A 24,475-nucleotide genomic window follows, 5' to 3' on the forward strand; every position below is an offset into this window, starting at 1 on the left:
CACAAGGGCGGGCAATATGCGCTGTCCGCGGGTTTGCGATTGTCCGCAATTCGTCATGGCGGGCCTCGTGCCGGCCATCCGCCCTCGGCGTTTGTGCGCGGATGGCCGGCACAAGGCCTGCCATGACGGGAATCGAGCCACCGACGTGACCGAATGATTGCCGTGACCAAATGACCGCCGTGACCTAACGATCGACGTGAACCAAGCGATCGACGTGAACCGAGCGATCGACGTGAACCGAGCGTGAGCCGAACGACCGAGGTGATTTGAACGACCAAGGTGATTTGAACGACCGAGGTGATCGGGCGATCGACGTGAACCGAGTGAACATGTGGGTGCGACGGCGGAACGCCTGACTCAACGAGAAACGCCTGACTAGCAGGAAAGGAAACAGCAACCATGACAGCCCCCATCACCCAGGAGGTCTTTGGCGGCATGCTTGACCGCGCCGGCCTGACCTTGACCGCAGCGCAGAAGGCGACCCTGTTCGAGGTCTACCCGCTGCTCCAGGCGATGATCGCCCGCGCCACCCCCGCCATGCCGCGCGAGGCCGAACCCGCCGTGATGTTCGCGGCGGAGGTAAAGTGATGGCGCAGTTCCTGACCATCGCCGAAGCCGGCGCGCTGATCGCGGCGAAGCAGTTGTCGCCAGTCGAACTGACCCGCATCTGCCTCGACCGCGTCAAGAAACTCGACCCGACCCTGCACGCTTTCCTGCTGCCCACCGAGGATCGCGCCATGGCCGACGCCACGGCGGCCGAAGCGCGCATGATGGCCGGCAACCTGAAGGGGCCGCTGGACGGCATCCCGATCGGCCACAAGGACATCTACAACACCGCCGGCATTCGCACGACCGGGCATTCCAGGCTGCTGCAGGACAACGTCCCCTCCGAGGACTCGGTCGTGGTCGCTAAGTGGGCAGCAGCCGGCACCGTCCTGATGGGCAAGCTTGCCACGCATGAATTTGCCATCGGCGGCCCGTCCTTCGACCTGCCCTGGCCGCCCGCCCGCAATCCCTGGAATCCGGAGCACTTTACCTCCGGCTCGTCCTCCGGCACCGGTGCCGCGGTGGCCGCCGGCATGATCATGGGCGGCACCGGATCGGATACCGGCGGATCGATCCGCGGTCCCTCGGCGCTGTGCGGCATCGCCGGCATCAAACCGACCTATGGCCTGTCCAGCCGGCGCGGCGTGCTGCCGCTGTCGTTCACGCTGGATCACACCGGGCCGATGGCCTGGACGGTGCGGGACTGCGCGCTGCTGCTGCAGGGCATGGCGGGCCACGACCCGGCCGACCCGGCCAGCGCCGCTGGTCCGGTGGCCGATTTCACCGCCGACCTGGACAAGGGAGTCAAGGGCCTGCGCATCGGCGTCATCCGCCACTTCCACGAGACCGACCACAAGGCCAGTCCGGCGACGTTGAAAGGCATCGCGGACGCACTGGATTTCTTCGGCAAGTCGGGTGCCGAAATCCGCGACGTCACGCTGTCGCCGATGATGGACTACAACGCCCCCGGCTGGCTGATCCTGACGTCCGAGGCCTATGCGGTCCACGAACCCTGGCTGAAATCCCGCTTTAACGACTATGGCGAACTGCTGCGCGACCGGCTTGCGTTCGGCGCGATCCTCAGCGCGTCCGACTATGTCCAGGCGGTGCGACGGCGGCGGATGCTGTGCCTGGAGATGCGAGCGGCGATGGCGGACCTGGATGTCCTGATCACCGCATCGGCCCCGGCCGAGGCGCCGAAGATCCATGAAGTGCCGAAATGGGCGATGCTGGAAAAGCCCAACTTCACCATGCCGTTCAACCTGACCGGCCAGCCGGCGCTGTCGCTGTGCACCGGCTACGGCGAGGGCGGCCTGCCGGTCAGCATGCAGATCATCGGCAAGCCGTTCCAGGAGGCGACCGTCTTCCGCGCCGGCCATGCCTATGAATCCGCCACCACCTGGCGCGCGAAGCGGCCGGCGATGTCGATAACCCTGGCGGCGTAGCGGGGCGGCCATGGACCTGCACTTCCTGACGATCGCGCAGGCCAGCCGGCTGCTGCGCGATCGCAAATTGTCGCCGGTGGAACTGACCCAGGCGTTTCTCGACCGGATCGCCAGCCTGGACCCGCAACTGAATGCCTATCTGCTGCCGCTGCCGGATCAGGCATTGGCGGCGGCGAAACGGGCGGAACAGGAGATCGCCGGCGGCGGATGGAAAGGTGCGCTGCACGGCATACCGATCGGCCTGAAGGACATCTACAACACGGTGGGCATCCGCACGACCGGCCACTCAGCCTTGTTCAAGGACCACGTCCCGACCGACGACGCCTTTACCGTCCAGTGCCTGCGTGACGCCGGCGCGGTAATCCTGGGGAAGCTGTCCACCTGGGAGTTCGCCATCGGCGGCGCATCGTTCGACCTGCCCTGGCCACCGGCGCGCAATCCCTGGAACCCGGCGCAGGACCCCGGCGGATCGTCGTCCGGTTCCGGCGCGGCGGTGGCGAGCGGCCTGGCGATGGCGGCGATGGGCACCGACACCGGCGGATCGATCCGCGGGCCGGCGTCGTGGTGCGGCATCGCCGGCCACAAGCCGACCTATGGCTATGTCAGCCGGCGCGGCGTGCTGCCGCTGTCGTTCTCGCTGGACCACGCCGGCCCGATGTGCTGGACCGCCGAGGACTGCGCGCTGATGATGCAGGTGCTGGCCCGCCACGATCCGCTGGACGCCGGCAGCGCGGCGGTTCCGGTGCCGGACTTCGCCGCTGCCCTGGGCGGCGGCCTGGCCGGTGTGCGCATCGGCGTTCCCCGCCACTTCTTCGAGCATGACCTGATCTGCGAGCCGGAGGTGCTGGCGGCGTTCAACGACGCGATGGATGTCTTCCGCTCGCTGGGCGCCACCATCAGCGATATAACGCTGTCTCCGCTTGGCCTGTTCACCGACATTAACAGCCTGATCACCGCGGCCGAGGCCTATGCCATCCATCGGCAGTGGCTGCAGAAGACGCCGGAACTCTATGGCGAACGCGGACGACTGCGCATCATGGCTGGCGCCTTCGTGCAGGCCGCGGACTACGTCAACGCGCAGCGCGAACGCACGCGGCTGACGCGGGAGGTCGCCTCGGTCATGGCCGATGTCGATCTGCTGATGATGCCGACACGGCAGATGGTGGCGCCGGTGCTGGGCGGCTATGACTCCGCCGTTGGTCCGTCACTGACCCGGCCGTTCAACATGACCGGCTTCCCGGCATTGTCGATCTGCAATGGCTTCGCCGCCTCCGGGCTGCCGACATCGTTACAGATCGCCGGCAGGCCGTTCCAGGACCACATCGTGCTGCGGGCGGGCGACGCGTTCGAGCAAACCACCGCGTTGCGGACCCGCCGCCCACCGCTATTCTCAACCCCACTCGTTTCGGCCGCCGCCGACTGACAGGAGACTGCGATGACCGAGATTTCGTTCGAGGCCCGGGTGAAGTCCACCGGACTGCGTCCCAGGCCGGAGGACATGGCGAAACTGGAAGCCCTGGTGAAGGATATGGACCGCGCCGCCGCGTTGACACGCGGGCCACGGTCCTATGCCGAGGAACCGCTCAGCGCGTTCCGGCTGCAGCCGGCGTAGATCGCGCGGGACGTGGCCGAGGCATTCGCTGTACGACGATCAAACCGGGCTGCCACTGCGCGAGCAACGCCGTCCAACGCGGCGGCGCTACCTCGTCATGTCGACCCTTGCGACCGAGGCCGAGGCAGGCCCGCCCCGACGATTGAGGCCGTCTGGCTGACCGGTCAACATGTTAAAGCGCGACTGGCTTAGGTTGACCCACGAATCGCTGAACCGCGCTTTAACTCATTGTGTGATCGCGTGATTCACGCCTTCTGACTGGGTCAGCCTCAGGCGATCACGCTAGCATGCCGGCATTACGCGCTACTGATCGTTCCCGCGCTTTGTCGAGCCGTTGGTGGACCGGTTGATAAAAGGATTAAAGCCTGCCTGCGCCAGGTTCCTGGTGACCTGCATCACGCGAGCATTGTGCTCCATCCAGCCATGCACGGTCGCGGCGGCGAACCGCCGTTGCTGCTCGGCAACCTGGCCCAGGAGGTCCTGAGACATTTGCGTGCTGGCGCGTGCGGTCTGGCCAATCCACTCGATCCACGCCGAGCGGATCTCTGTCATGGCGCCGACCGCAACGCCAGGCAAGGCGGCAACCGCCCGAAGGTCCGGCGCCATCGATTGCACCGAATTGCTGTAGGTGCTGGCAACATCGTGCAGCTCGGTGCCAACCCGCTGGGCGCCCATCGCGGCGTTCTCGGCGGTTCGAAGAACACCTGTCTGGGCCGCCGTGGCCGTCTGCCCGACTGTCTTGGCAATCGTCTGAAGGCGCGCCTCGGTCTCGACTTGCACCCGCTTGGCGGCGGCTTCCTGTTTGGCTTGACGGGCATGCTCTGCCGCGGCCTGCCGTGCCTGCTCTGCCGCTTCCTGCTGCTCGGCGTGATGTTCCGCCTCTTCGCGTTCCTGCCGAGCCTTGGTGCGGCGTGCCTCGACCTCATCATGCCGGGCCCGCTCGGCCTCGACGACGCCGGCCTCGATCTTGTCGGTGACGCTCTGCACCTGCTCCTCGCTCAGGGCCCGCTGCACCGCCGGCAAAAGCTCCCGCTTTTCGTCGCGGGCGTGCTGGCGAAACGCCCTTTGCAGCTCCTTCAGCCGCTCGGAGAAGGTTTCGTCGTTCTTCGGCAGCGCATCGAGTTCGGCCAGCTTCGTGCGAAGCGCCTTGTTGTCCTTGATTGCGTCGGTGACAAGTTCCTTTGTCTCGGGGTTCCGCCGGAGGACCGGAAAAAGATGCTGCTCCTCGAGACCGGCATGGAGTTCCAATTCGGCTCGTAGCTCGGCAAACAGCTTTTCACGAGTCTTCACCGCCCCGTCCGAGGTGTCGGAGAGCCTGGCGAACAGCTCGTTTGCCTTGGCAGGGCCGGCTTGCATCAACGTTCGTAAACTCATGGTATTTTCCTTTGCCTGTCGTCAGGTGGCAGATGATCGTTGTTGGACGCGCGAACATGCCTCTATCGGGTCGGTATCAGCACCGCATCCGAAAAAGACCACTTCAACGCGGTAAATGGTGCAGTGCAGCATTCTGTGCAAGTGGAAATTTCAAGCCTACTTGCAGCCTCGTCAATCAAATGAATTCCTCGGCTGGCGCTTCGACCAGCACGATGGTTGCAATCCTTGTTTCATATGTAATTTGCTGTGCGGCAACTTGATGAGCTTGTTGCCAAAGTTGACAGACGAAGCGGCATGGGTTGGGGAACATGACGATTGCGGCGACTCTGTCGCGCACGTTGCGCGGGCTTGATTGGCGTGCGCTGTAGCCGCGCGTTGAAATGGAATGTGGCAGGTTTGCGAATGTCAAGGTTGCGGCGAATTGGATCACCTCGGTCCACCAGCCAAACCAGCATCCGCCGCGGTCATCGCATCTCGGCGGAATGATCCAGGTGGCGCTCGAGCGGACCCGTGTTCGCAATCGACTGTCGCGACGACCAGCCTGCGCGGCGGCCTCTGTTGTCGACTGATGCGTGACCGCGATATATCCTAACATCCTGGATGACCGGCGGGCGGAATCTGCGTCAGTCCGCCCGAGGGAGACCGAGATGCCGAAGCCTGTCCTGCTGGTAACCCGCCGCCTTCCCGTCGAGATCGAGGCGCTTGCCGCCCAAGACTACGACGCTCGGCTGACGGCATCGGACACGGCCATCGCGGACCTGCTGGCACGGGCCGAAGGGGCCGACGCCATCCTGTGCTGCCCGGGCGACCGGATGGACACTGCAACGATAACCGCCCTGCCCGACCGGGTAAAAGTCATTGGCACCTTCAGCGTCGGCCACGACCACATCGATATCGCCGCCGCCCGCGCCCGCGGCATCAAGGTTTGCAACACGCCCGATGTGCTCAGCGTCGCCACGGCCGAGTGCGCGATGCTGCTGATCCTGTCCGCCGCCCGCCGAGCCGGTGAGGGCGAGCGTTTGGTACGCTCCGGCGAATGGGCGGGATGGGCGCCGACGCAGTTGCTCGGCACGCAGGTGTCCGGCCGCCGCCTGGGCATCTTCGGCATGGGCCGCATCGGGCGGGAAATCGCACGCATGGCGCGAGGCTTCGACATGGAAATCCACTACCGCGACATGGCACGCCTGCCGCCGGACCTGGAATGCGGTGCGATGTTCCATGACAGCGACGACAGCTTCCTGCCGATGTGTGAATTCTTGTCGCTAAATGCGCCGGGCGGCGATGGCACGCGGCATTGGCTCGATCACGCACGGATCGCCAGGCTGCCGGGCGGCGCCGTGGTGGTGAATGCGGCGCGCGGCACGCTGGTGGACGATGCCGCGCTGATCGCTGCACTGCGCAGCGGCCACATCGCCGCCGCCGGCCTGGATGTCTACGACAGTGAGCCGAACGTGCATTCGGATTACCTGACCTTGCAGAACGTCGTCCTGCTGCCGCACCTGGGCAGCGCCACGACGGAAACCCGCGACGCGATGGGCCGCGTGGTGCTGGATGGCATCGCCGCCATCCTGGCCGGCCGGTCGCCCGCCAATCTGGTGTCCTGAGCCATGTCCCCACAGTCCAGTGTCAAGGCGCGGCGTATCGCCGTCGGCGGCTTCCTGCACGAGAGCCACTCCTTCGCGCCACGGCCGACGACCTATGTGGATTTCCTGCAGCCGGGCGGGCTGCCGCCGTTCACCGCCGGGGAGGATCTGATCGACGCGATGCGGCCACGCTCCATCCCGCTCGCCGGCGCCATCGCGGTGGCGGAGAAAGCAGGCGTGTCCCTGGTGCCGCTGGCCTGGGCGTTCGCCAACCCTGCCGGCCCGGTGCAGGACGAGGCGTTCGAGCGGATCGCCGCCCGCATTTGCGCGCCGCTGTCCGTGGCGCTGGACGACGGCGCGTTGGATGGGGTCTATCTCGACCTGCATGGCGCGGCGCTGGTGGAGAGTTTTCCGGATGCCGAGGGCGAGCTGCTGCGCCGGGTCCGCGCCATCGTCGGCGCGGCGATGCCGCTGACCATCAGCCTGGACCCACATGCCAACCTGACCCGGCGGATGGTGGAGCTGACCGACGTGGCGGTGCCGTTCCGCACCTATCCGCATGTGGACATGAAGGCGGCGGGCGCGCAGGCGATGCGGTTGCTGCTGGATCGGATTGAACGAGGAAAACCCTGGGCGCGCGCCTTCCGCGCCCTGGATTTCTGGATCCCGCTTGGCAGCCAGTGCACCCTGATGCCGCCGATGCAGGCGGTGATGGCCGAACGTGGCGCGCTGGCGCACCGGCTGGGGGCGGTGGAACTGGCGTTCTGCTTCGGCTTTCCCTACGCGGACTTCGACGGATGCGGCGTGGCCATCGCCGCCTTCGCCGACCAGCAGGCTCAGGCGGACGCCGCGGCGGATGCGTTCCTGGCGCATGTGAACGCGCAGGAAGCGCTGTTCGTGCAGGACACGCTGCCATCGGCCGCAGCGGTGGCCGAGGCGAAGCGGATCGCCGCCGGCGCGGACCGTCCGGTGGTGCTGGCGGACACGCAGGACAATCCCGGCGGCGGCGGTCATGGCGACACTACGGAGCTGCTGGCCGAACTGGTGCGGCAGGGCGCGAAGGGCGCGGTGGTGTGCCTGATCAATGACGCGGACAGTGCCGCCGCCTGTCATGCCGCCGGTGTCGGCGCGACGATCGACCTGTCATTGGGCGGCAAGTCGGACGGGATGCCGTTCGCCTGTTCGGCGCGGGTCGAGCGGCTGACCGACGGCGTGTTCACCTTGACCGGCCCGATGGGCGCGGGCAATCCCGGCAACATCGGCGATACCGCGCTGGTGGATGTCCAGGGCGTGCGGGTGATCATCGCCTCACGCAAGATGCAGGCGCTGGACCAGGCGATCCTGCGGCATGTCGGGATCGAGCCGGCCAAGTGCCCGATCATCGCCCTGAAGTCGTCGGTGCATTTCCGCGCCGATTTCGGGCCGATCGCGCAGCAGGTGATCGTGGCGATCGCGCCCGGCCCAGTGGTGGCCGATCCGGCGGTATTGAACTTCCGGCACGTGCGGGCGGAGATCAGGCGGCGGCCCAGGGTGGGATAGGCCGCGCTGTTTCATGCGTTCCGGCTACCCGCGGCAAGACGGGAAGCTCGGCTCTGGCTGTGGACCCTTCCCATCGTCCTAGAAGGTGCGCGATCGCTGCCTCCCCCCGCAGCGATGGCGGCATGGCCGCGAGGTCCGGCATCTGAAAGTTTACCTGGGCAGCGGTTGCGAACAACGCATCCTTGCCTCGGTCGTAGCGCATCACTGTGGCCTGACGGGGGCTTTTGTCATCAGTGCGACGATAGTCCCATGCAAGCGATCGTGATGCCAAACCGGGTTTGAAAACGCTCGTCTGCATTTTAAGGCGATGATCCTCGTCACCAGGACCCGATCATGCCCAGCACGCCCTACACGCTTTGGAAGTGCGTGGCCCGCTTCCGCGACCAGTGCGGGCTGCTCGACGCAGTCATCAAGCTAATCGTTCCCGCGTTCGACCAGAGCCGGCTTCACAACATCAGCGCCATATGAGCCTACTATCACGCGTCGCATCCGCCGCATGCCATTGTTTGAGCTGGCCACGAACATGACCAGCATAGGCAAGCCGTGCATGCCGACGTGGAGGCAGCGCGACGGAAGCCGAACCGCGCTGTCCGACATTCCAGGACCCACGGGTGGCTTCGCTGCTATCGGAACCCTGATACCATGGAAGCATTGATGCCGAGCAAAAGACGTTCGGCGATTGCTATCATTTACTGACTATTCAATGATCGGCGGGCGAAGAGCTTCATGGAGATCAAACCGTTACTCGGGCTAGGCGGCGTGCTGATCGCGGCCATGGGAACCGAGCTTAACGATCAGGTGACGTCGATCGGAATTGCCGAGATCAGGGGCGGGCTGAATATCAGCTTTGATCCAGGCACCTGGATGGAGAGCCTGTATATTTCCGCCGAGATCATCGGCATGGCCACGGGCCCTTGGCTGATGGTGACCTTCACCCTGCGACGCTTCATCCTGTTCGTGATGACGCTGTGCTGTGTCTCGAGCATGTTGATCCCCTTCAGCCCCGACATTTTCGGGATCTATGTGCTGCGGGTGCTGCAAGGTTTGTCAGGCGGCCTGACGATCCCGCTGCTGATGGCGACGGCGCTGCGCGTGCTGACCCCGGACATCCGCCTATACGGGTTAGCCGTGTATGCGCTGACCGCGACATTCACACCGGCGATTGCCGCACCCTTCGCCGCCTTGTGGACGAATATCGTCGGCTGGCGCTTTGCGTTCTTTCAGGCAATCCCGTTCTGCACCTTGGCCGCGCTGCTGAGCTGGTACGGCCTGCCGCAGGACAAGGCGGACTACCAGCGGTTCCGCATGCTGGACTGGCGCGGCCTGCTGCTGCTGATCATCGGCTTCGGCGCGCTTAGTACGATGCTGTTCCAGGGCGACCGGCTGGACTGGTTTAATTCCAAGCTGATTTGCGTCCTGGCGTTGGCCAGCGTCGTGGCGGTGCCGCTGCTGCTGGCCAATGAATGGTTCCATCCGTTGCCGCTCTTCAAGCTCCAGTTGCTCGGACGGCCGAACTTTGGCTACGGCGCCATCGCCTTGTTCCTGTTCCTGCTGATCGGGCAGTCGGCCTCGACGGTGCCGCTGCAATTCCTGACGCAGGTGCAGGGTTTCCTGCCGCTCCAGTCGGAGATCATTACGCTGGTGATCGCGGCGAGCCAGCTTGTGATGCTGCCGGCGATGGCGCTGTTGCTGGACTATCGCCGGGTCGACTCGCGCGTGGTCAGTTTTATTGGCCTGATGCTGATCATTGCCTCGTGCATCGGCTCCTCCTTCGTGACGGTGTACTGGGACACTACCCAGTTCCTGCTGTGGCAAATCCTCCAGGCGGTCGGCCAGCCAATGGTCGTCATGCCTTTGTTGCTGATGGCCACGAACAGCGTCGTTCCGCAGGAAGGACCATTCGCCTCCGGCCTGGTGAACGCGCCGCGCGCGCTGTCCGAGGCGACGGGCATCTGGCTGCTGGACCTGATCACCCGCTGGCGCGGCGGTTTGCATTCCGATCGCATCATCGACCAGTTGGGCCAGGACCGCTGGCGCGTGGCCGTGCCTGGCGGTCCGGCGGCCTTGAACCAGGCGGTGCGCCAGCAGGTGACGATCCTGACGCTGAGCGACGCCTATCTGGTCATGGCGGCGATCGCCGCGGCACTTACGGTCGTGCTGCTGGTGCTACCGGTGCGGACCCTGCCGCCGCGCATCCAGTTGGCTGATCATTGAGGTCCCCATGTCCGACGTGAAAATGGACGCCCCGACCGACAAGAACAAGCACAGGAGCGAGCCGAAGGGATCGGACAAGGGCAAGGATGACAAGAAGGACGAGCAGAAGCCGCTGCCGTGGTGGCCATTCGTGCTGGCGGGCGTGGTGGTCGCGGGCTTCGTCGGCGTCGTGCTGTGGATCGTGTTCGCGCCCCAACCGGATGTATGGACAGACGACGCCTACGTGATGGTGCATTACGCGACCATCTCGCCGCGCATCTCCGGCCAGGTGGCGTCCGTGGACGTGGCTGATAATCAGGTGGTCAAGGCCGGCCAGGTGCTGGTGACGCTCGACCCGCGCGACGATCAGACGACGCTTGAAAGCGCGAAGGCGGCGCTGGAGCGCGATACGGCACAGGTCAACAACGCCGCGGCCAACGTGGCACGCCAGCCGTCACTGATCACCGAGCAGGAGGCGGAGGTTGCCTCGGCTCAGGCCAGGCTGAGTTTTGCCCAATCCGACCAGCGCCGTTACGGCAACCTGGCGGCGACCGGTGCCGGCACGGCGCAGCAGCGCCAGCAGGCGGACACCACATTGCGGCAGGACCAGATGTCGCTGCAAAGCGCACAGGCGGCGCTGGATGCGTCTCGCCGCCAGATGGATGTGCTCAAGGCGCAGAAGTCCGCCCAGGAAGGCACGGTCAAGGCGGACCAGGCGCGCATCGATCAGGCCAACCTCAATCTGTCCTACACCCGCATCCTGGCGCCGCAGGACGGCATGGTCGGGGAAAAGACCGTTGATGTCGGCAACAACGTCAGTCCGGGCGCGACCTTGATGACCGTGGTGCCGCTGGACCTGGTCTATATCGAGGCGAACTACCGGGAGGTCGATCTGCGGCATGTCCGCGGCGGCCAGCACGTCACCATCCACGTCGATGCCTATGATATCGATCTTGACGGCGTGGTGGACAGCGTGCCGCCGGCGACCGGCGCGACCTTCTCGCCGATTCCGCCCAACAACGCCACCGGCAACTTTACCAAGATCGTCCAGCGCCTGCCCGTGAAGATCCTGATTTCGCCAAACCAGCCGCTGGCCAGGCTGCTGCGAGTCGGCTTCTCGGTCGAGACGACCATCCACACCGGGCTTGAGAACGTCGTGGGCGAGCAAGACAACGCGGCCGCCCGCGTCACCGCGCACTGAGCCATGCGCGTGCGATTTCCGCATCCGCCGGTGCGCGCGATCTGGCTTGCAGCCGCTGTCGCCGGCTGCACCGTGGGACCGGACTTCCATCCGCCGGTGGTGACGGCGCCTGGCGTCTGGGGGCCGGAGCGCACCGACGTGCCCAGCCGCACCATCGCCGCCGAGGTGAACCCGCAGTGGTGGGCAAGCTTCAACGATGCCGAACTGACGTCGCTGGTGGACCGGCTGGTGGCGCAGAACCTGAACCTTAAAGCGGCCGCCGAACGCGTTCTGCAGGGACGCGCGCAGCGGCAGGTGGCAGCTTCCCAGGGCCTGCCGCAAATCAACGAGCAATCATCCTACATGCAGGAGCGGCAGAGCCCGGCCGGCTTTCTCTCACTGATCACGCCCGCGCCGGGCGCGCCGTTCTCGTACAACATCTGGCAGAACGGCCTGAACGTCTCCTGGGAGCTGGACCTGTTCGGCCGGGTGCGCCGCGGGGTGGAGGCGGCGAACGCCGACACGCTGGCTTCGATCGAGGACCGGCGGGGCATCGCCCTGTCGTCGCTGGCCGAGCTGGCGCAGGACTATCTGCAACTGCGCGACGCGCAGGCCCGCCTGGATATCGCGGAGCGCAACCTGCGGCTGGCGGGACAGAACAGCCGGCTGGTCAGCAATCAGTTCGCCAACGGCGTCGCCACCACATTGGACATGGCGCAGGCGCGGGCGCAGCAGGCAACGATCGCCGGCACCTTGCCGACCTTGCGCACGCAGCAGGCAGCGCTGATCAACGCCATCGGCCTGTTGCTGGCTGAACCGCCGCGCGCGCTGGAGGCGGAGCTGCAGCCGCACGCCGCGCCGCCCAAGGTACCGTTGCTGGTGCCGATCGGCTTGCCCGGCACCCTGGTGCGCCGTCGGCCCGATGTGCGGGAGGCGGAAGCCCGGCTGCACGCGGCCACCGCGCAGACCGGCGTGGCGGTGGCCGATTTCTATCCGGATGTCTCGCTGACCGGGATGGGCAATCTTGACGGACGCAAGCTCGCCAACGCCTTCAGCTTTGAAGACGGAGCGGTGTCGGTCGGACCGACCATTTCCATCCCGATTTTCCAGGGCGGCCGGCTGACCGGCCAGTTGCGCCTGCGCAAATCGCAGCAGCGGGAGGCCGCGATCCAGTTCCAGAACACGGTGCTGCAGGCGTGGCAAGAGGTTGACAATGCGCTGACCGCCTATGCCGAGGCACAGCGCTGGCAGACCGATATAGTCGAATCCGTCAAGCAGAACGAGATCGCATTACGGGCCGCGAGGCAGCGCTACATCGAGGGGGTGATCGACTTCCTGAACGTCAACTCGGCGCAGGCGCAACTGCTGCAATCACAAAACGATCTGGCGGACAGCAATACGCAGATCACGACGGACCTTGTAACCCTGTATCGCGCGCTGGGAGGCGGATGGGAGACTGCCGACGCTGGCATCCCGGCGAAGGATCCAGAATGAGATGTCTGATGGCCTGCCTACCAGGCATGAACCGAGTCTTGCACCATGATCGTTTGAGGTTGCATCCTTGTTGGTGCGCGATCATGGCTTAATTCTGTGTTTGATCGGGTGATTCACGCCTTCTGACCGGTCAGCTTCAGGCGGTCACGCTTCAGGCTTTCCTGGCCGGCGCCGCGGTTTCAGCCCAGTTTTGTAGCGCCTTCGTCTGGCTCCGCAGCGACGCCACGCCCTGGCTCAGCGCGCCCAGGTTCGTGCGGTAACGCTCCAGGCTCTGGCCCAGGCCGCTGGTGGACGTCTTCAGCTCCGCCAGCGCGCTGCGCCAGGCCGTCATTGCGGCGCGTTGTTCCGCCATGGCGTTATTGAGCGCGTCCAGCGCACGGGCCAGCCGTTCCTGCGCCGGCAATACTTGCCGGAACGCCTGGGCCGGGAGGTCCTCGGGTTGCACCGGAGATGCCACGGACTGCACCGCCCGGCGCAATGGAAAAGCAATGATCTCGGCGCTGTGTATCACCGGCTGTTGCATGGGCAGGCCTGTCGGTATCGAGGTCATCGCAGCACGCTCCGGTCAGTTGTCAAGCAGTCATTAACAAATCATGAATCATCCTGAAATGCGAGAAAAATCTACGTTACAATACAAGGGTCTGTCCCAGACCTAACAGGATCAATACGATCGCCATCACCAGCACGGCGGCGGCGCTGAAACCCCAGCGCATCCACACGTAGCGCGACGGCACCAGGAAGCGCTGCGCCGCCCGATGCTCGGTCAAAACCGTGGCGAGATAGCCCAGGATCAGCACCGCCAGGGCAACCGTCGGCGCCACCATCTGCGCCAGGATCACCCCGACCCATGCCACGATCATCGGCAGGACCCCCGCCACGATCCGTGTCGCGGGCCGCACCACGCCGGGCAGCAGCGCCAGGCCCCAGTGCACCCCGCCGGAGAAGGCCAGCACAAGCGCCGCATAATCGATCAGCGCGACCAAGCCCCTCTCCGCGGTCTGCGGAACATGCCCCACGGCGGCCAGGCCAAAGATCACGAAGGGCACCAGGCCAAGCAGACTAAGCGGAATGATCATCGTCGGCATGCAGGCTCCTGGGTCGGGTCCAGCGATGACCACTCATGCCGGCCGCGGGAATATGATAGTAGTTTGAGACCCCTGTTGATCCCCCCTTCGTTCATCTCTTCGTTGCTCCAGTGCCTGCCTTCATCCGATCCGGAAACCCATGGCTATCGGCCTCGAAGTCGTCATCATCCTGCTGCTGATCCTGCTGAACGGGCTGTTCTCCCTCAGTGAATTGGCGTTGATTTCCGCCCGCAGGGCACGCCTTGCGGTGCTCGAGCGCAAGGGTGTCGCCGGCGCCGCCGCCGCGCGCAGCCTGTCGGACGAACCGCAGCGCTTCCTGCCGACCGTGCAGGTCGGCATCACCCTGGTCAGCGTGCTGACCGGTGTCTTCGGCGGCGCCCGCATCGCCGCGCACCTGCAGGCCTGGCTGGCGGGCTTTCCCGCCCTCGCCGGCTATGCCGACAGCCTCGCGTTGGTCCTCGTCGTCGTCGTCACCACGTTCCTGACCCTGGTGCTGGGGGAACTGGTGCCGAAACAGATCGCCCTGCGCCAGCCGGAGATCATGGCCGCCCGGGTCGCCCACCCGATCATCTGGCTGTCGCGCATCGCCGGCCCCATCGTCTGGCTGCTGGGCAAGTCCTCCACCGTGGTGCTGCGGCTGTTCGGCCTGCACCGCGCCAGCCCGCGCTCGGTCACCGAGGAAGAACTCAAGGCGCTGCTGGTCGAGGGCGCCCGGACCGGCGTGCTGGAGATCGAGGAACGCGACATGATCGAGCGCGTCCTGCGCCTGGCGGACAAGCCGGTGCGCGCCATCATGACGCCGCGCACCGAACTCGCCTGGATCGACCGCACGCATCCCGCCAAGTCGATCGCCGCGGCATTGAAGGCCGCGCCGCACTCCCGCTTCGTGGTCTGCGACAGGTCGATCGACAACGTCGTCGGCGTGGTCCAGGCGAAGGACCTGCTAGACCGCATCCTGAGCGGCGGCGAATTGTCGGTCAGCGCCAGCCTGCGCCAGCCGATGATCGTGCCCGACACCGTCACCGCCCTCGACGCCCTGGAACGCCTCAAGTCCGATCCGCTCGGCCTTGCCCTGGTGATGGACGAATACGGCAGCTTCGAAGGCGTGGTGACCGCCGCCGACGTGCTGGAGGCAATCGTCGGCGACCCCTCCGGGCCGGACCACCAGGACGGCGTGCCAGGGCCGGAAGGAGAAACCTCCATGACCCTGGACGGCATGACCCCGGTCGATGAGCTGAAGGCGCGGCTGTCACTGCCCGACCTGCCGGCGGAAGGCAGCTACCACACCCTGGCTGGCCTGCTGCTGGCCCTGCTGCGCCGCGTGCCCCGCATCGGCGACCGTATCATTTTCGGCGGCTGGCGCTTCGAAGTACTTGAAATGGACGGCCGCCGCGTCGACAAGGTCCTCGCTGGCCGGGAGCCGGCGGCGGAGGTTTAGGGACGTGAGTGGAAGGCAGCAAGGCCAGGGCTCCGCCCTGGACCCGCAAAGGGGGCTGGCCCCCTTTGATCCCGTTGATTTTAGGGTGTGGGGTGAGGGGGGGCGACGCAGTGGTTGCAACCGCCTCGGTCGCCCCCTCTCACCCCACACCCTAATAAGTGGGTTCCAAGGGCGTCAGCCCTTGGCGGGGTCGAGGGGCGGAGCCCCCGCCTTGCCTGCTTCCATTTACACGCCCTAAAGCCCCCGCCAGTGGCCCAACTGACGCAGTGCGCCGTGCTGGTGGGGGGGCTGGGCACGAGGCTGGGGGCGCTGACCGCTGCGACGCCCAAGCCGCTGCTGCCGTGTGGTGACCGGCCTTTCCTGGCTTGGCTGCTGCGTGAGTTCGTGCGCTATGGCGTTACTGATTTCCTGCTGCTGACCGGGCATCTGTCGAATGCGGTGGAGCGAGCCGCGGCGGATATCCAGGCGTCGTTGCCACGTGCGGCGCGGATCACGCTGTCGGAGGAGCCGATCCGCGCTGGCACGGGCGGCGCCGTGTTCCACGCCCGCGATCGGCTGGATGAGCGCTTTCTGCTGTGCAACGGTGATTCGCTGTTCGACTGCAACATCGCACGTCTGTTGGCGGATGCGGCGGCCGACGGGCCGGATGTCGTCGGCCGCATGGTGCTGCGCCGACTGGAGGATGCCTCCCGCTATGGTGTCGTGGCGCTGGAAGCGAATCGTGTAACGGCGTTCCGCGCGCGTCCGCCACCCGGAACGAATGGCGTGATCAACGGCGGTGTCTATCTGTTTGGTCGAGCGCTGATCGACAGCCTGGCCCCGGCCTGTTCCCTGGAAGCGGATGTGATGCCCGGCCTGGCGGCGCGGGGCGCGCTGCGGGGAACCTTGGCGGAAGGCTACTTCCGCGACATCGGCGTGCCGGACGATTTCGCCCAGGCGCAGACCGAGATCCCCATCCTGCTGCACCGCAAGGCGCTGTTTCTCGACCGCGACGGGGTGCTGAACATCGACCACGGCCATGTCGGCTCACGCAACCGGTTCACCTGGGTGGACGGCGCGCTGGACGCCGTCCGCGCCGCCACCAGCGCCGGCTGGCACGTCTTCATCGTCACCAACCAATCCGGCGTGGCCCGCGGCCTGTATGACGAGGCGGCGGTGCGCACGCTGCTGGAGTGGATCGGCGACCAGGCCCGCCTGCGCGGCGGCACCATTGACGACTGGCGCTATTGCCCGTTCCACCCGGAGGCGAAACTTCAGTCATATCGGCAGGCGCACGACTGGCGCAAACCGATGCCGGGGATGCTGCTGGACCTGCTGCGCGCCTGGCAGGTCGAGGCGTCGCGCGCGGTGATGATCGGCGACCAGGCAACCGACATGCAGGCCGCCGCCGCGGCCGGTGTCGCGGGCTACTTGTTTCGCGGTGGTAATTTGCTTTCTTTCCTGCGGCCCATCCTGGATAAGCACGCCTGACTGCGTGATCAGGAGTTGTCCTTGTCGGCTCGTCCACAGACCATTCGTGCCCGGGTCCCGCTCCGCCTCGGCCTGGCCGGCGGCGGCACCGACCTCAGCCCGTATTGCGATGAGTTCGGCGGTGCGGTGCTGAACACCACGATCGATCGCTACGCCTATGCTTTTATCGAACCATCCGATGATGGCCTGCTGCATTTCGTCGCCCCTGACATGGAGCTGGAAGAAACCTTTCCGGCCGACCTTGCGGCGTTGGGGCAGGCTCGTCTGCCGCTGCATGCCGGGGTGGTGCGCCGGATGATCACCCAGTTTGGCGGTGGCCGGGTCACGCCGATGCGGGTGACGTCGTATGTCGATGCGCCGCCGGGATCCGGTCTGGGATCGTCCTCGGCGCTGGTGGTGGCTTTGGTGGAAGCGTTCGCCGCGCGGCTGTCCGCGCCGCTGGGGCCGTACGACGTGGCGCACACGGCGTTCGAGATCGAGCGGATCGACCTTTGCCTGGCCGGCGGCAAGCAGGACCAGTACGCCGCGACCTTCGGCGGCACCAACTTCATCGAGTTCCACGCCGCGGATCGCGTCATCGTCAACCCGTTGCGCGTGGCGCCAGCGGCATTGAAGGAGCTGGAGACCTCCATGGTCGTCTGCTTCACCGGCGTATCCCGGCGGTCGGAGGCGATCATCGTCGAACAGCAACGCCGGATGGTGCCGTCCACGGACCATGCGCCGACGATGCCGCAAGGCCGGGATGCGACGCCGGACCGAACCAACATCGACAGTCTGCACCGGCTCAAGCGCGACGCCATCGAGATGAAGGAGGCACTGCTGCGCGGCGAGATCACGCGCATGGCGGCGATCCTGAACCGGTCGTGGGAAGCGAAGAAGCGCACCGCCGCCGGCATCAGCACCGGGCGGATCGAGGAGCTGTACGAGCTTGCGTTCGCCAACGGGGCGATCGGCGGCAAGGTCTCCGGCGCGGGCGGCGGCGGATTCATGATGTTCATCGTGCCGCCAAACCGGCGCATCGCGGTGGTGCGGGCGCTGAATGCGGCCGGCGGCAGCGCGAGCGGCGTGCACCTGACGGGTCAGGGTGCCGAATCCTGGTCCATCTGACAGCACCGCCGTGAACTTCGCACGCCGCATCAAGCGATCCTTGGCGCGTGATCGCCTGAGGCTGACCAGTCAGACGGCATGGATCACGCGATCAAACAATGCGTTAAAGCGCGACCCCTGGATCAACCTGAACCAATCGCGCTTTAACGGCTTGACGGCGATCCCGCCTGGGCAACGACATTCGGGTCTCTCATGCGCTGGTTTCGGTTCTGCGTTGGCGTTCTGATGTTATCCGCCGCGCCCACGATGGTTCGCCCCGCTTCGGCGTGGACGGATCATGACGATCCGCGAATGCCAGGACCGCGCGCTTTTCAGCATGACGAGCCATGGCGCCACGAACATCCACGAAGCCGGCTTTACCCGCCTGTCATGATGTCCCCGGTAGGCAGTCCGCCAACCGTTCCTGCACCCGCGGGATTTAGGTATCGGTGCGATAACCCAGCCGGCTATTACCCCTATGTCGAGGCCTGCCGGACCCAATGGCGGGTTCTGGCTGCTCAACCCACCAGATAAGGACAGTGCGCTTGATGCGATCGCTGAGACTACCTGTCGTCATGCTGGCCCCGCTGCTGCTGCTCGATGCGTGTGCGTCGCAGCCGCTGGGGCCGACCGTGGCGGTCATGCCCGCGCCGGGGAAACCGTTCGAGGTATTTCAGGGCGACCAGGCCACATGCAAGCAGTTCGCGGAGGGCCAGGTTGGCGGCGGTGCGCAGCGTGCCAACAATGCGCAGGTTGGCACCGCGATCGTCGGCACGTTGCTGGGTGCCGGCCTGGGGGCGGCCGTCGGCGGCGGCCGGGGTGCGGCGATCGGCGCCGGCGCCGGCGCGCTGGGGGGCACCGCGGTGGGTGCCGGACCGTCGGCTCGTTCCCAGTACAGCCTGCAGCAGCGCTATGACCTGGGTTATTCCCAGTGCATGTATGCCCGCGGCAACCAGGTGCCAGGATTTCAGCCCCCGCCGCCGCCGGGTTACGCGCCGAGCTACCCGTCAACGGGAAACCCGCCGCCGGGCTATGCGCGGCAGCCGGTCTATCCATCGGCGGGATACCCACCGCCGGGCTATTCGCCGCAGCCGGGCTATCCACGGCAGCCGGGCTATCCGCCGCCGGGCTGAGGACAAAGCCCCGGCGTTTGTATTGATGCCCGGATGAATGTGGCCGCGTGCGATGAACTGGTCGAAGGTACGGTGTCCATCCGGGCGGCGCATTGGTTGATTTGACCCAGAAACCGGCTCTCCCGCTGGCACTTGGGTGTATGCGACATTGTGGCGACCGCCGCGATGACGATATCGTATCCCATAAGAGCGTGATCGCCTGAGGCTGACCTAGTCAGAAGGCGTGAATCACGCAATCAAACAATGAGTTAAAGCGCGACTTACGACTTCTGGGTCAACCTACACCAATCGCGCTTTAGCCGGCCGGAGCCATTCCACGCCGCTGGTGCGCAAGAGAGTACCAATGCGGCGCGTTAACATCGGGTTTCCCTTTCTCAGCCAGAACGTCGATCGTGGTCGCCTGCCCGTCGCCTTGCTCAGCGGCTTCCTGGGCAGCGGCAAGACGACGCTGGTGAACGCGCTGCTCCGCGACAGACGGATGGCCGACAGCGCCGTCGCGGTGAATGAATTCGGCGCGGTGCCGCTGGACCGCGACCTGATCGATCATGGCGCCGACCGGACCGTGGTGCTGGCGAACGGCTGCCTGTGCTGCAACCTGGCCGGCGACATGGATGAGGCCATCATGCGTCTGTTCAGCCGGCGTGAGAACAACGAGCTGCCTCGGTTCAAGCGGCTGATCATCGAACCGTCCGGCCTGTCCGACCCGGCGCCGATCGCCCAGGCGATCCTGCGCAACCCGGTCATGTCCCGCTCGCTACGGCTGGAGGCGATCGTCACCACGGTGGACGCCGTGTTCGCCACTGGGCAGTTGGAGCGGCATCCGCAGACACGCAAGCAGATCGCGCTGGCCGACCGGATCGTGCTGACCAAGTTGGACATCGCATTCACCGAAGCGACCGACCGGCTGCGCACGGCGCTGCGCGGCCTCAATCCGGTAGCACCCATCCTGGACGCGTCGCATGGCGAGATCGACGCCGCCCTGCTGTTCCCCCCGGGGTTCTTCGACAATTCGGTCACGGCCACCCGGCCGCGCTCCGGCCTGTTCGCCGAGGCGGTCGATCCCGAGCACCTGAGCCGCATCACCTCGGTCTCGCTGTGCGCCGACCGGCCGCTGCGATGGCGCGCCTTCGACGACTGGCTGCGCGGCATCCGGCTTGGCCACGCCGAGACGCTGCTGCGGCTGAAGGGCATGCTGGACATCGAGGGTGCCGTGGGACCTGTCGTGGTGCAGGGCGTCCACCATGTGCTGAATGCCCCCGTGGTCCTCGACGCCTGGCCGCAAGCCGGGTCGGCCACAGCCGGTCGGCAATCGCGTCTTGTATTGATCGCCGATGATGCCACCATTGCCGCCGCGCGACGAAGCTGGGCGGACGCACTGCCCGGCATCATCGCCGACTGACGGCGCCCATGAGCAGCGCCCACTGACAGGGAGACACCGATTTGCGCGCCATCGATGTGCACGTCCACCCGATGAACGACGCCTATGCGCAAGCCAACGGACCCTTCATGCCGGCGGCTCAGAGGATGTTCAAGGGCCGCTTCGGTGCTCGTCCGGACAGCCAGATCGCTGACGATTTCCGGCGCGACGACTGCCTCGCCATCCCGATCGCGTGGGATGCGGAGAACGGCGCGGCGGGCGGCATATTCTCCAACGACGCCCTGGCGGCGCTGACCAGGGACTATCCGGATGTGTTCCTGCCGGGCTGGGCCATGGTCGACCCCTGGCGCGGCCGCAAGGGGTTGCAGGAGATCGAGCACGCGATCAGGGACCTTGGCCTGCTGGGGGTGAAATACCAGCCGCCGGTGCAGGGATTTTCACCCAACGATCGTCAGTTCTACCCGATCTGGGATCTGCTGCAGTCGCTGGGCGCGCCGGTGCTGATCCACTGCGGCACCACCGCCATCGGTGCCGGCGAACCCGGCGGCCTGGGCTTCAAGTTGTCGCACGCGCGCCCGATCCCGAACCTCGACGATGTGGCGGCGGATTTTCCGCATCTGAACATCGTCGCGGCGCATCCGGGTTGGCCTTGGACCGAGGAACTGATCGCGGTGGCGATCCACAAGGCCAACGTCTCGATCGACATCTCCGGCTGGGGGCCAAAATATGTTCCCGCCCCGCTGAAGCACGACATGCAGCGGCGGCTGCAGGACAAGGTGCTGTTCGGCTCCGACTATCCCGGCTGGAGTCCCGGCCAGTGCTGCGACGAGTGGGAGATGGAAGGCTTCAGGCCGGGGATCGTCGAGAAACTGTTCCACCAGAACGCCGCGCGCATCCTCAAGCTGGACGACGCTGTCGACAAAGCCACCGCGACCGCGGAGCGACCGCCCGACGCATGAGCGGGACGCTGCCGAGTTGTATCGCAAGGCTGTTGCGTCGATGACGCCTGCGGACCGTCGCGGGACTCTATCCAGCGCCATCGCAGGCCATCGTCATTCCGGCCATCCTCATCCCAATTCAAGCCCGCGCCGGCGGCTCGGCTTGGGGATAGGAATGCAGCGTGGCCGGCTGCCTCAGGTGGACGCGCCCGCAATGACGTCGCCGAACAAATCCCAGGTCTTGCCAGTCCAGCGCATGAGCTGAAGCTGGCGGATCGGGCGGTAATTGGTTGGACTGGTGTTGATCTTGATCCCCGGCAGCAGCACCGGAACCTCCAAATCATGCAGGTTGGTCGCCTGCTTCATCAGGCTTTCGCGCGACAGATCGCCGCCGCACTGCTTCAGCACCCGCATCATAGTGTAGGTCAGGCCGAAGGCGGAGATATTGCCGCCATCCTTCAGATCGCCCTCCGGATAGTATTTCGCCATGAAGGCGCGCCATTCATTCATGCCGGCGTCGGTGTCCCACCGCGGGTCCGTCGAGTCCTTCAGGTAGGCCGAGCTGACGATGCCGATGCCATTCTCGGGACCGGCGGGGATCATCACCGCGCCGACCGAGGCCGAGACGCCGGTCAAGACATGCAGTGGCTTCCAGCGCATGTCCGCCACCTTGCGGATCGATTGGGCGGCGAACTTGGGCGAGGCGATGGTCATCAGCACACCGACGCCGGCCGATTGCAGGCTGACGAGCTGGCTGTCCACCGTGGCGTCGCTGACCTCGTATGACGCGGTTGTGACCTGCTTGTCGAAACGATCCTTCAGCACGTCGCGCACGCCGTGCAGGTAGTCTTTGCCGAAGTCGTCGTTCTGATACAGGATGCCGATCTTCGCGTCCGGCTTCTGTTGCAGGATGTACTTGGCGTAGACCTGGGATTCCGTTACGTAGCTGGGCTGCCAGCCGATCGTCCAGGGATGTGCCTTGTAGTCGCCCCACTTATCCGCGCCGGTAGACAGGAACAGGTCGGGCACCTTCTTCTGGTTGACGTAGCGCACGGTCGCCGAATTGGTCGCCGTGCCCAGCGGAGCGAACAGCGCAGCGACAGCGTTTTCCTCGATCAGCCGCCGCGTCTGTTCCACCGTCTTGGGCGGGCTGTAGCCGTCGTCGTAAGAAATGAAGTTGACCCGGCGTCCGGCGAAGCCGCCCTGGTCATTGTACATGCGGAACATGGCAGCTATGGCCTTGCCGATCGTGCCATAGGCGGATGCGGGGCCGCTGTAGGGCATCGTGTTGCCGATGCGGATTTCGGTCGCGGTGACACCGGGTGTTTCCGCGGCGCGCAGGATCGCCGGCATGGCGGGGATGAAGCCGGCGGCGGTGGCGGCCGTCAGCAGCGATCGTCTGTTCAGCATCGTTCTGGACACTCCCTGATTGGCGGCCGGTTTGCCTGGCCTGCGCGGGCAGCTTATGGCCTTAACTGTCCGGTCGCATCATGAAAAAAGCGTTGATCACTGGTGTGGCGCTCCCGCCGTGCTGTATGCCGGCCGTTGCAAACGATTTGCGGAAGGGTTGGACCCGATGCGGACACAGGTCGGAATCATTGGTGCCGGACCAGCCGGACTGTTCCTGGCACATCTGCTGCACCGCGCCGGGATCGACTCGATCATCCTGGAATCCCGCAGCCGAGCGGAGGTGGAGGGCATGGCCCGCGCCGGTGTGCTGGAATACTGGGTCGGCGAGTTGATGCACGAGCTTGGCCTGGGTGAGCGTCTGCGGCGGGAAGGTCGGTTCCATGACGGCATCTCGCTGCAATGGAACCGGATGCGTCACCATGTGGATATCCCGGCCCTGACGGATGGCAAGCGAGTGACGGTCTATCCGCAGCATGAGCTCTTGAAGGACCTGATCGCCGGGCGGCTGGCCGATGGCGGGGACATCATCTTCGAGGTTGCCGGCACAACGATCCTGGACGTGGACACGGACCGCCCGCGGATCGGATTTCGCCGCGAGCGGACAGGGGAACGGGACACGCTGCACTGCGAGTACGTGGTCGGCGCGGATGGTTTCCACGGACCCGGGCGGCAGGCGATTCCAGCGTCGCTGCGGACTGAGTACCAGAAGATCTATCCGTTCGGCTGGCTGGGCATTCTGGCCCAGGCACCGCTGTCGTGGCATGAGCTGATCTATGCCAACCAGGACAAGGGGTACGCGCTGCTGAGTACCCGCTCACCGGACGTGCAGCGGATGTATGTGCAGTGTGACCCCAACGACGACATCGCCAACTGGCCGGATGCGCGGATCTGGGACGAGTTGCACGCGCGTCTGGATGTTGAGGGATGGTCGCTGAAGGAAGGGACGATCTTCCAGAAGGGCATCGTTCCGCTGCGGTCGTTCGTCTGCGAGCCAATGCAGCATGGCCGCCTGTTCATCGCCGGCGACGCCGCGCATATCGTGCCGCCGACGGGTGCCAAGGGCCTCAATCTGGCGGTGGCCGACGTGCTGGTGCTGTCGCGCGCGCTGGAGGCGAAGTATCGGCGGAATGATCAGGACGGTCTGGACCGCTACAGCGCGACCTGCCTGCGGCGGATTTGGAAGGCAGAGCGGTTTTCCTGGTACATGACGACAATGCTGCACAGGAACGAGAACGAGACGGATTTCGAGCAGCGGATTCATTTCGCCGATCTCGATCTGGTGCGTACATCGGTGGCGGCGGCGCGGTCGCTGGCGGAGAATTATGTCGGGCTGCCGTTCGATTAGGGCGGGCTGGAGTAGGGCTTGAGCTGTCGTGAAATACGAGATCAGGACCCGCCGTCAAGCGAGCAAGTACCACGCCCCAGGGGAATCGCTTGAGTGTCTCATGCGATGCGCCGGATGACGTTTTCCAGATAATCCTGATTCCAGCCGGCCTTTTTACGGCGGTTCTTAAACTGAACTTTACCGTCTTTTCGACGTAAGTCATTGATCCGACTCCGGACCCCACCTG

The 24,475-nt window shown here is 65.6% G+C and carries 22 protein-coding genes; 17 read left to right on the plus strand and 5 right to left on the minus strand.

Annotated features, from left to right (window positions below):
* The first annotated feature begins 399 nt into the window (after positions 1-399).
* From ACQY4S_RS05370 to ACQY4S_RS05385, 4 genes are read left to right on the plus strand one after another with little or no spacing between them, the layout of a single operon-like run.
* Positions 400-588 (plus strand): hypothetical protein, encoded by a 189-nt coding sequence (locus tag ACQY4S_RS05370; RefSeq protein WP_428484158.1) that lies wholly within the window; start codon positions 400-402, stop codon positions 586-588.
* On the plus strand, positions 588-1,991 hold the full coding sequence (locus tag ACQY4S_RS05375) for an amidase (RefSeq protein ID WP_428484159.1): 1,404 nt from the start codon (positions 588-590) through the stop codon (positions 1,989-1,991). The genes ACQY4S_RS05370 and ACQY4S_RS05375 overlap by 1 nt, the downstream gene beginning before the upstream one ends.
* Positions 1,992-2,001: 10 nt before the next feature.
* Positions 2,002-3,414 carry an amidase gene (locus tag ACQY4S_RS05380; RefSeq protein WP_428484160.1) on the plus strand — a complete coding sequence of 471 codons (1,413 nt, stop codon included), beginning with the start codon at positions 2,002-2,004 and terminating at the stop codon, positions 3,412-3,414.
* Between the two features lie 12 nt (positions 3,415-3,426).
* The gene (locus tag ACQY4S_RS05385) at positions 3,427-3,603 is read left to right on the plus strand and encodes a hypothetical protein (RefSeq protein ID WP_428484161.1); all 177 of its coding nucleotides are present in this window, start codon (positions 3,427-3,429) and stop codon (positions 3,601-3,603) included.
* A 303-nt stretch (positions 3,604-3,906) separates the two neighbouring features.
* On the opposite strand, the gene ACQY4S_RS05390 is transcribed toward ACQY4S_RS05385, so the two are convergent.
* A complete protein-coding gene (locus tag ACQY4S_RS05390; protein WP_428484162.1) occupies positions 3,907-4,977 on the minus strand; it encodes a hemerythrin domain-containing protein in 1,071 nt (356 codons plus the stop codon).
* Between the two features lie 175 nt (positions 4,978-5,152).
* Positions 5,153-5,572: a hypothetical protein gene (locus ACQY4S_RS05395; RefSeq protein WP_428484163.1), complete on the minus strand. Its 420-nt coding sequence runs from the start codon at positions 5,570-5,572 to the stop codon at positions 5,153-5,155.
* Positions 5,573-5,624: 52 nt separating this feature from the next.
* On the opposite strand from ACQY4S_RS05395, the gene ACQY4S_RS05400 reads away from it, so the two are divergent.
* The 6 genes from ACQY4S_RS05400 to ACQY4S_RS05425 all read left to right on the plus strand — a co-directional run bounded on the left by ACQY4S_RS05400 (position 5,625) and on the right by ACQY4S_RS05425 (position 12,966).
* The gene (locus tag ACQY4S_RS05400) at positions 5,625-6,581 is read left to right on the plus strand and encodes a 2-hydroxyacid dehydrogenase (protein WP_428484164.1); all 957 of its coding nucleotides are present in this window, start codon (positions 5,625-5,627) and stop codon (positions 6,579-6,581) included.
* Between the two features lie 3 nt (positions 6,582-6,584).
* Positions 6,585-8,099 (plus strand): M81 family metallopeptidase, encoded by a 1,515-nt coding sequence (locus ACQY4S_RS05405; protein ID WP_428484165.1) that lies wholly within the window; start codon positions 6,585-6,587, stop codon positions 8,097-8,099.
* A gap of 333 nt (positions 8,100-8,432) precedes the next feature.
* The gene (locus tag ACQY4S_RS05410) at positions 8,433-8,567 is read left to right on the plus strand and encodes a hypothetical protein (RefSeq protein ID WP_428484166.1); all 135 of its coding nucleotides are present in this window, start codon (positions 8,433-8,435) and stop codon (positions 8,565-8,567) included.
* Between the two features lie 258 nt (positions 8,568-8,825).
* Positions 8,826-10,313 carry an MFS transporter gene (locus tag ACQY4S_RS05415; RefSeq protein WP_428484167.1) on the plus strand — a complete coding sequence of 496 codons (1,488 nt, stop codon included), beginning with the start codon at positions 8,826-8,828 and terminating at the stop codon, positions 10,311-10,313.
* A gap of 7 nt (positions 10,314-10,320) precedes the next feature.
* Positions 10,321-11,493 carry an HlyD family secretion protein gene (locus ACQY4S_RS05420; protein WP_428484168.1) on the plus strand — a complete coding sequence of 391 codons (1,173 nt, stop codon included), beginning with the start codon at positions 10,321-10,323 and terminating at the stop codon, positions 11,491-11,493.
* 3 nt (positions 11,494-11,496) lie between these two features.
* Positions 11,497-12,966 (plus strand): efflux transporter outer membrane subunit, encoded by a 1,470-nt coding sequence (locus ACQY4S_RS05425; RefSeq protein ID WP_428484169.1) that lies wholly within the window; start codon positions 11,497-11,499, stop codon positions 12,964-12,966.
* A gap of 151 nt (positions 12,967-13,117) precedes the next feature.
* On the opposite strand, the gene ACQY4S_RS05430 is transcribed toward ACQY4S_RS05425, so the two are convergent.
* Positions 13,118-13,516, minus strand: coding sequence for a hypothetical protein (locus tag ACQY4S_RS05430; protein ID WP_428484170.1), 399 nt, complete (start codon positions 13,514-13,516; stop codon positions 13,118-13,120).
* Positions 13,517-13,592: 76 nt separating this feature from the next.
* Positions 13,593-14,051, minus strand: a complete 459-nt coding sequence (locus tag ACQY4S_RS05435) for a DUF3429 domain-containing protein (protein WP_428484171.1) — start codon at positions 14,049-14,051, stop codon at positions 13,593-13,595.
* A 139-nt stretch (positions 14,052-14,190) separates the two neighbouring features.
* Here ACQY4S_RS05435 and ACQY4S_RS05440 point away from each other — a divergent pair, with 139 nt between their 5' ends.
* From ACQY4S_RS05440 to ACQY4S_RS05465, 6 genes are all read left to right on the plus strand, one after another.
* Complete coding sequence (locus ACQY4S_RS05440; protein ID WP_428484172.1) at positions 14,191-15,489, plus strand: hemolysin family protein; 1,299 nt, start codon at positions 14,191-14,193, stop codon at positions 15,487-15,489.
* Positions 15,490-15,738: 249 nt separating this feature from the next.
* Positions 15,739-16,959 (plus strand): HAD-IIIA family hydrolase, encoded by a 1,221-nt coding sequence (locus ACQY4S_RS05445; protein ID WP_428484173.1) that lies wholly within the window; start codon positions 15,739-15,741, stop codon positions 16,957-16,959.
* 21 nt (positions 16,960-16,980) lie between these two features.
* On the plus strand, positions 16,981-18,066 hold the full coding sequence (locus tag ACQY4S_RS05450) for a hypothetical protein (protein ID WP_428484174.1): 1,086 nt from the start codon (positions 16,981-16,983) through the stop codon (positions 18,064-18,066).
* Positions 18,067-18,593: 527 nt separating this feature from the next.
* Positions 18,594-19,178, plus strand: coding sequence for a glycine zipper family protein (locus tag ACQY4S_RS05455; protein ID WP_428484175.1), 585 nt, complete (start codon positions 18,594-18,596; stop codon positions 19,176-19,178).
* A 343-nt stretch (positions 19,179-19,521) separates the two neighbouring features.
* Positions 19,522-20,577 (plus strand): CobW family GTP-binding protein, encoded by a 1,056-nt coding sequence (locus ACQY4S_RS05460; protein ID WP_428484176.1) that lies wholly within the window; start codon positions 19,522-19,524, stop codon positions 20,575-20,577.
* Positions 20,578-20,618: 41 nt separating this feature from the next.
* Positions 20,619-21,515, plus strand: a complete 897-nt coding sequence (locus ACQY4S_RS05465) for an amidohydrolase family protein (protein ID WP_428484177.1) — start codon at positions 20,619-20,621, stop codon at positions 21,513-21,515.
* Between the two features lie 174 nt (positions 21,516-21,689).
* Here ACQY4S_RS05465 and ACQY4S_RS05470 read toward each other — a convergent pair whose 3' ends face one another.
* Positions 21,690-22,904, minus strand: a complete 1,215-nt coding sequence (locus ACQY4S_RS05470) for an ABC transporter substrate-binding protein (RefSeq protein ID WP_428484178.1) — start codon at positions 22,902-22,904, stop codon at positions 21,690-21,692.
* A gap of 166 nt (positions 22,905-23,070) precedes the next feature.
* Here ACQY4S_RS05470 and ACQY4S_RS05475 point away from each other — a divergent pair, with 166 nt between their 5' ends.
* Entirely contained in the window at positions 23,071-24,249 is a 1,179-nt protein-coding gene (locus ACQY4S_RS05475) for a 4-hydroxybenzoate 3-monooxygenase (RefSeq protein WP_428484179.1), read from the plus strand.
* Positions 24,250-24,475 lie beyond the last annotated feature (226 nt).

This window comes from Rhodopila sp. (assembly GCF_965276935.1).
Taxonomy (GTDB): domain Bacteria; phylum Pseudomonadota; class Alphaproteobacteria; order Acetobacterales; family Acetobacteraceae; genus Rhodopila.

Coding starts and splice junctions, on each gene's coding strand:
- ACQY4S_RS05430 (WP_428484170.1), bottom strand. CDS start 13,516: ATGACCTCGATACCGACAGGCCTGCCCATGCAACAGCCGGTGATACAC.
- ACQY4S_RS05410 (WP_428484166.1), top strand. CDS start 8,433: ATGCCCAGCACGCCCTACACGCTTTGGAAGTGCGTGGCCCGCTTCCGC.
- ACQY4S_RS05425 (WP_428484169.1), top strand. CDS start 11,497: ATGCGCGTGCGATTTCCGCATCCGCCGGTGCGCGCGATCTGGCTTGCA.
- ACQY4S_RS05435 (WP_428484171.1), bottom strand. CDS start 14,051: ATGCCGACGATGATCATTCCGCTTAGTCTGCTTGGCCTGGTGCCCTTC.
- ACQY4S_RS05420 (WP_428484168.1), top strand. CDS start 10,321: ATGTCCGACGTGAAAATGGACGCCCCGACCGACAAGAACAAGCACAGG.
- ACQY4S_RS05370 (WP_428484158.1), top strand. CDS start 400: ATGACAGCCCCCATCACCCAGGAGGTCTTTGGCGGCATGCTTGACCGC.
- ACQY4S_RS05455 (WP_428484175.1), top strand. CDS start 18,594: ATGCGATCGCTGAGACTACCTGTCGTCATGCTGGCCCCGCTGCTGCTG.
- ACQY4S_RS05415 (WP_428484167.1), top strand. CDS start 8,826: ATGGAGATCAAACCGTTACTCGGGCTAGGCGGCGTGCTGATCGCGGCC.
- ACQY4S_RS05375 (WP_428484159.1), top strand. CDS start 588: ATGGCGCAGTTCCTGACCATCGCCGAAGCCGGCGCGCTGATCGCGGCG.
- ACQY4S_RS05400 (WP_428484164.1), top strand. CDS start 5,625: ATGCCGAAGCCTGTCCTGCTGGTAACCCGCCGCCTTCCCGTCGAGATC.
- ACQY4S_RS05440 (WP_428484172.1), top strand. CDS start 14,191: ATGGCTATCGGCCTCGAAGTCGTCATCATCCTGCTGCTGATCCTGCTG.
- ACQY4S_RS05385 (WP_428484161.1), top strand. CDS start 3,427: ATGACCGAGATTTCGTTCGAGGCCCGGGTGAAGTCCACCGGACTGCGT.
- ACQY4S_RS05460 (WP_428484176.1), top strand. CDS start 19,522: ATGCGGCGCGTTAACATCGGGTTTCCCTTTCTCAGCCAGAACGTCGAT.
- ACQY4S_RS05390 (WP_428484162.1), bottom strand. CDS start 4,977: ATGAGTTTACGAACGTTGATGCAAGCCGGCCCTGCCAAGGCAAACGAG.
- ACQY4S_RS05380 (WP_428484160.1), top strand. CDS start 2,002: ATGGACCTGCACTTCCTGACGATCGCGCAGGCCAGCCGGCTGCTGCGC.
- ACQY4S_RS05470 (WP_428484178.1), bottom strand. CDS start 22,904: ATGCTGAACAGACGATCGCTGCTGACGGCCGCCACCGCCGCCGGCTTC.
- ACQY4S_RS05475 (WP_428484179.1), top strand. CDS start 23,071: ATGCGGACACAGGTCGGAATCATTGGTGCCGGACCAGCCGGACTGTTC.
- ACQY4S_RS05395 (WP_428484163.1), bottom strand. CDS start 5,572: ATGTTAGGATATATCGCGGTCACGCATCAGTCGACAACAGAGGCCGCC.
- ACQY4S_RS05405 (WP_428484165.1), top strand. CDS start 6,585: ATGTCCCCACAGTCCAGTGTCAAGGCGCGGCGTATCGCCGTCGGCGGC.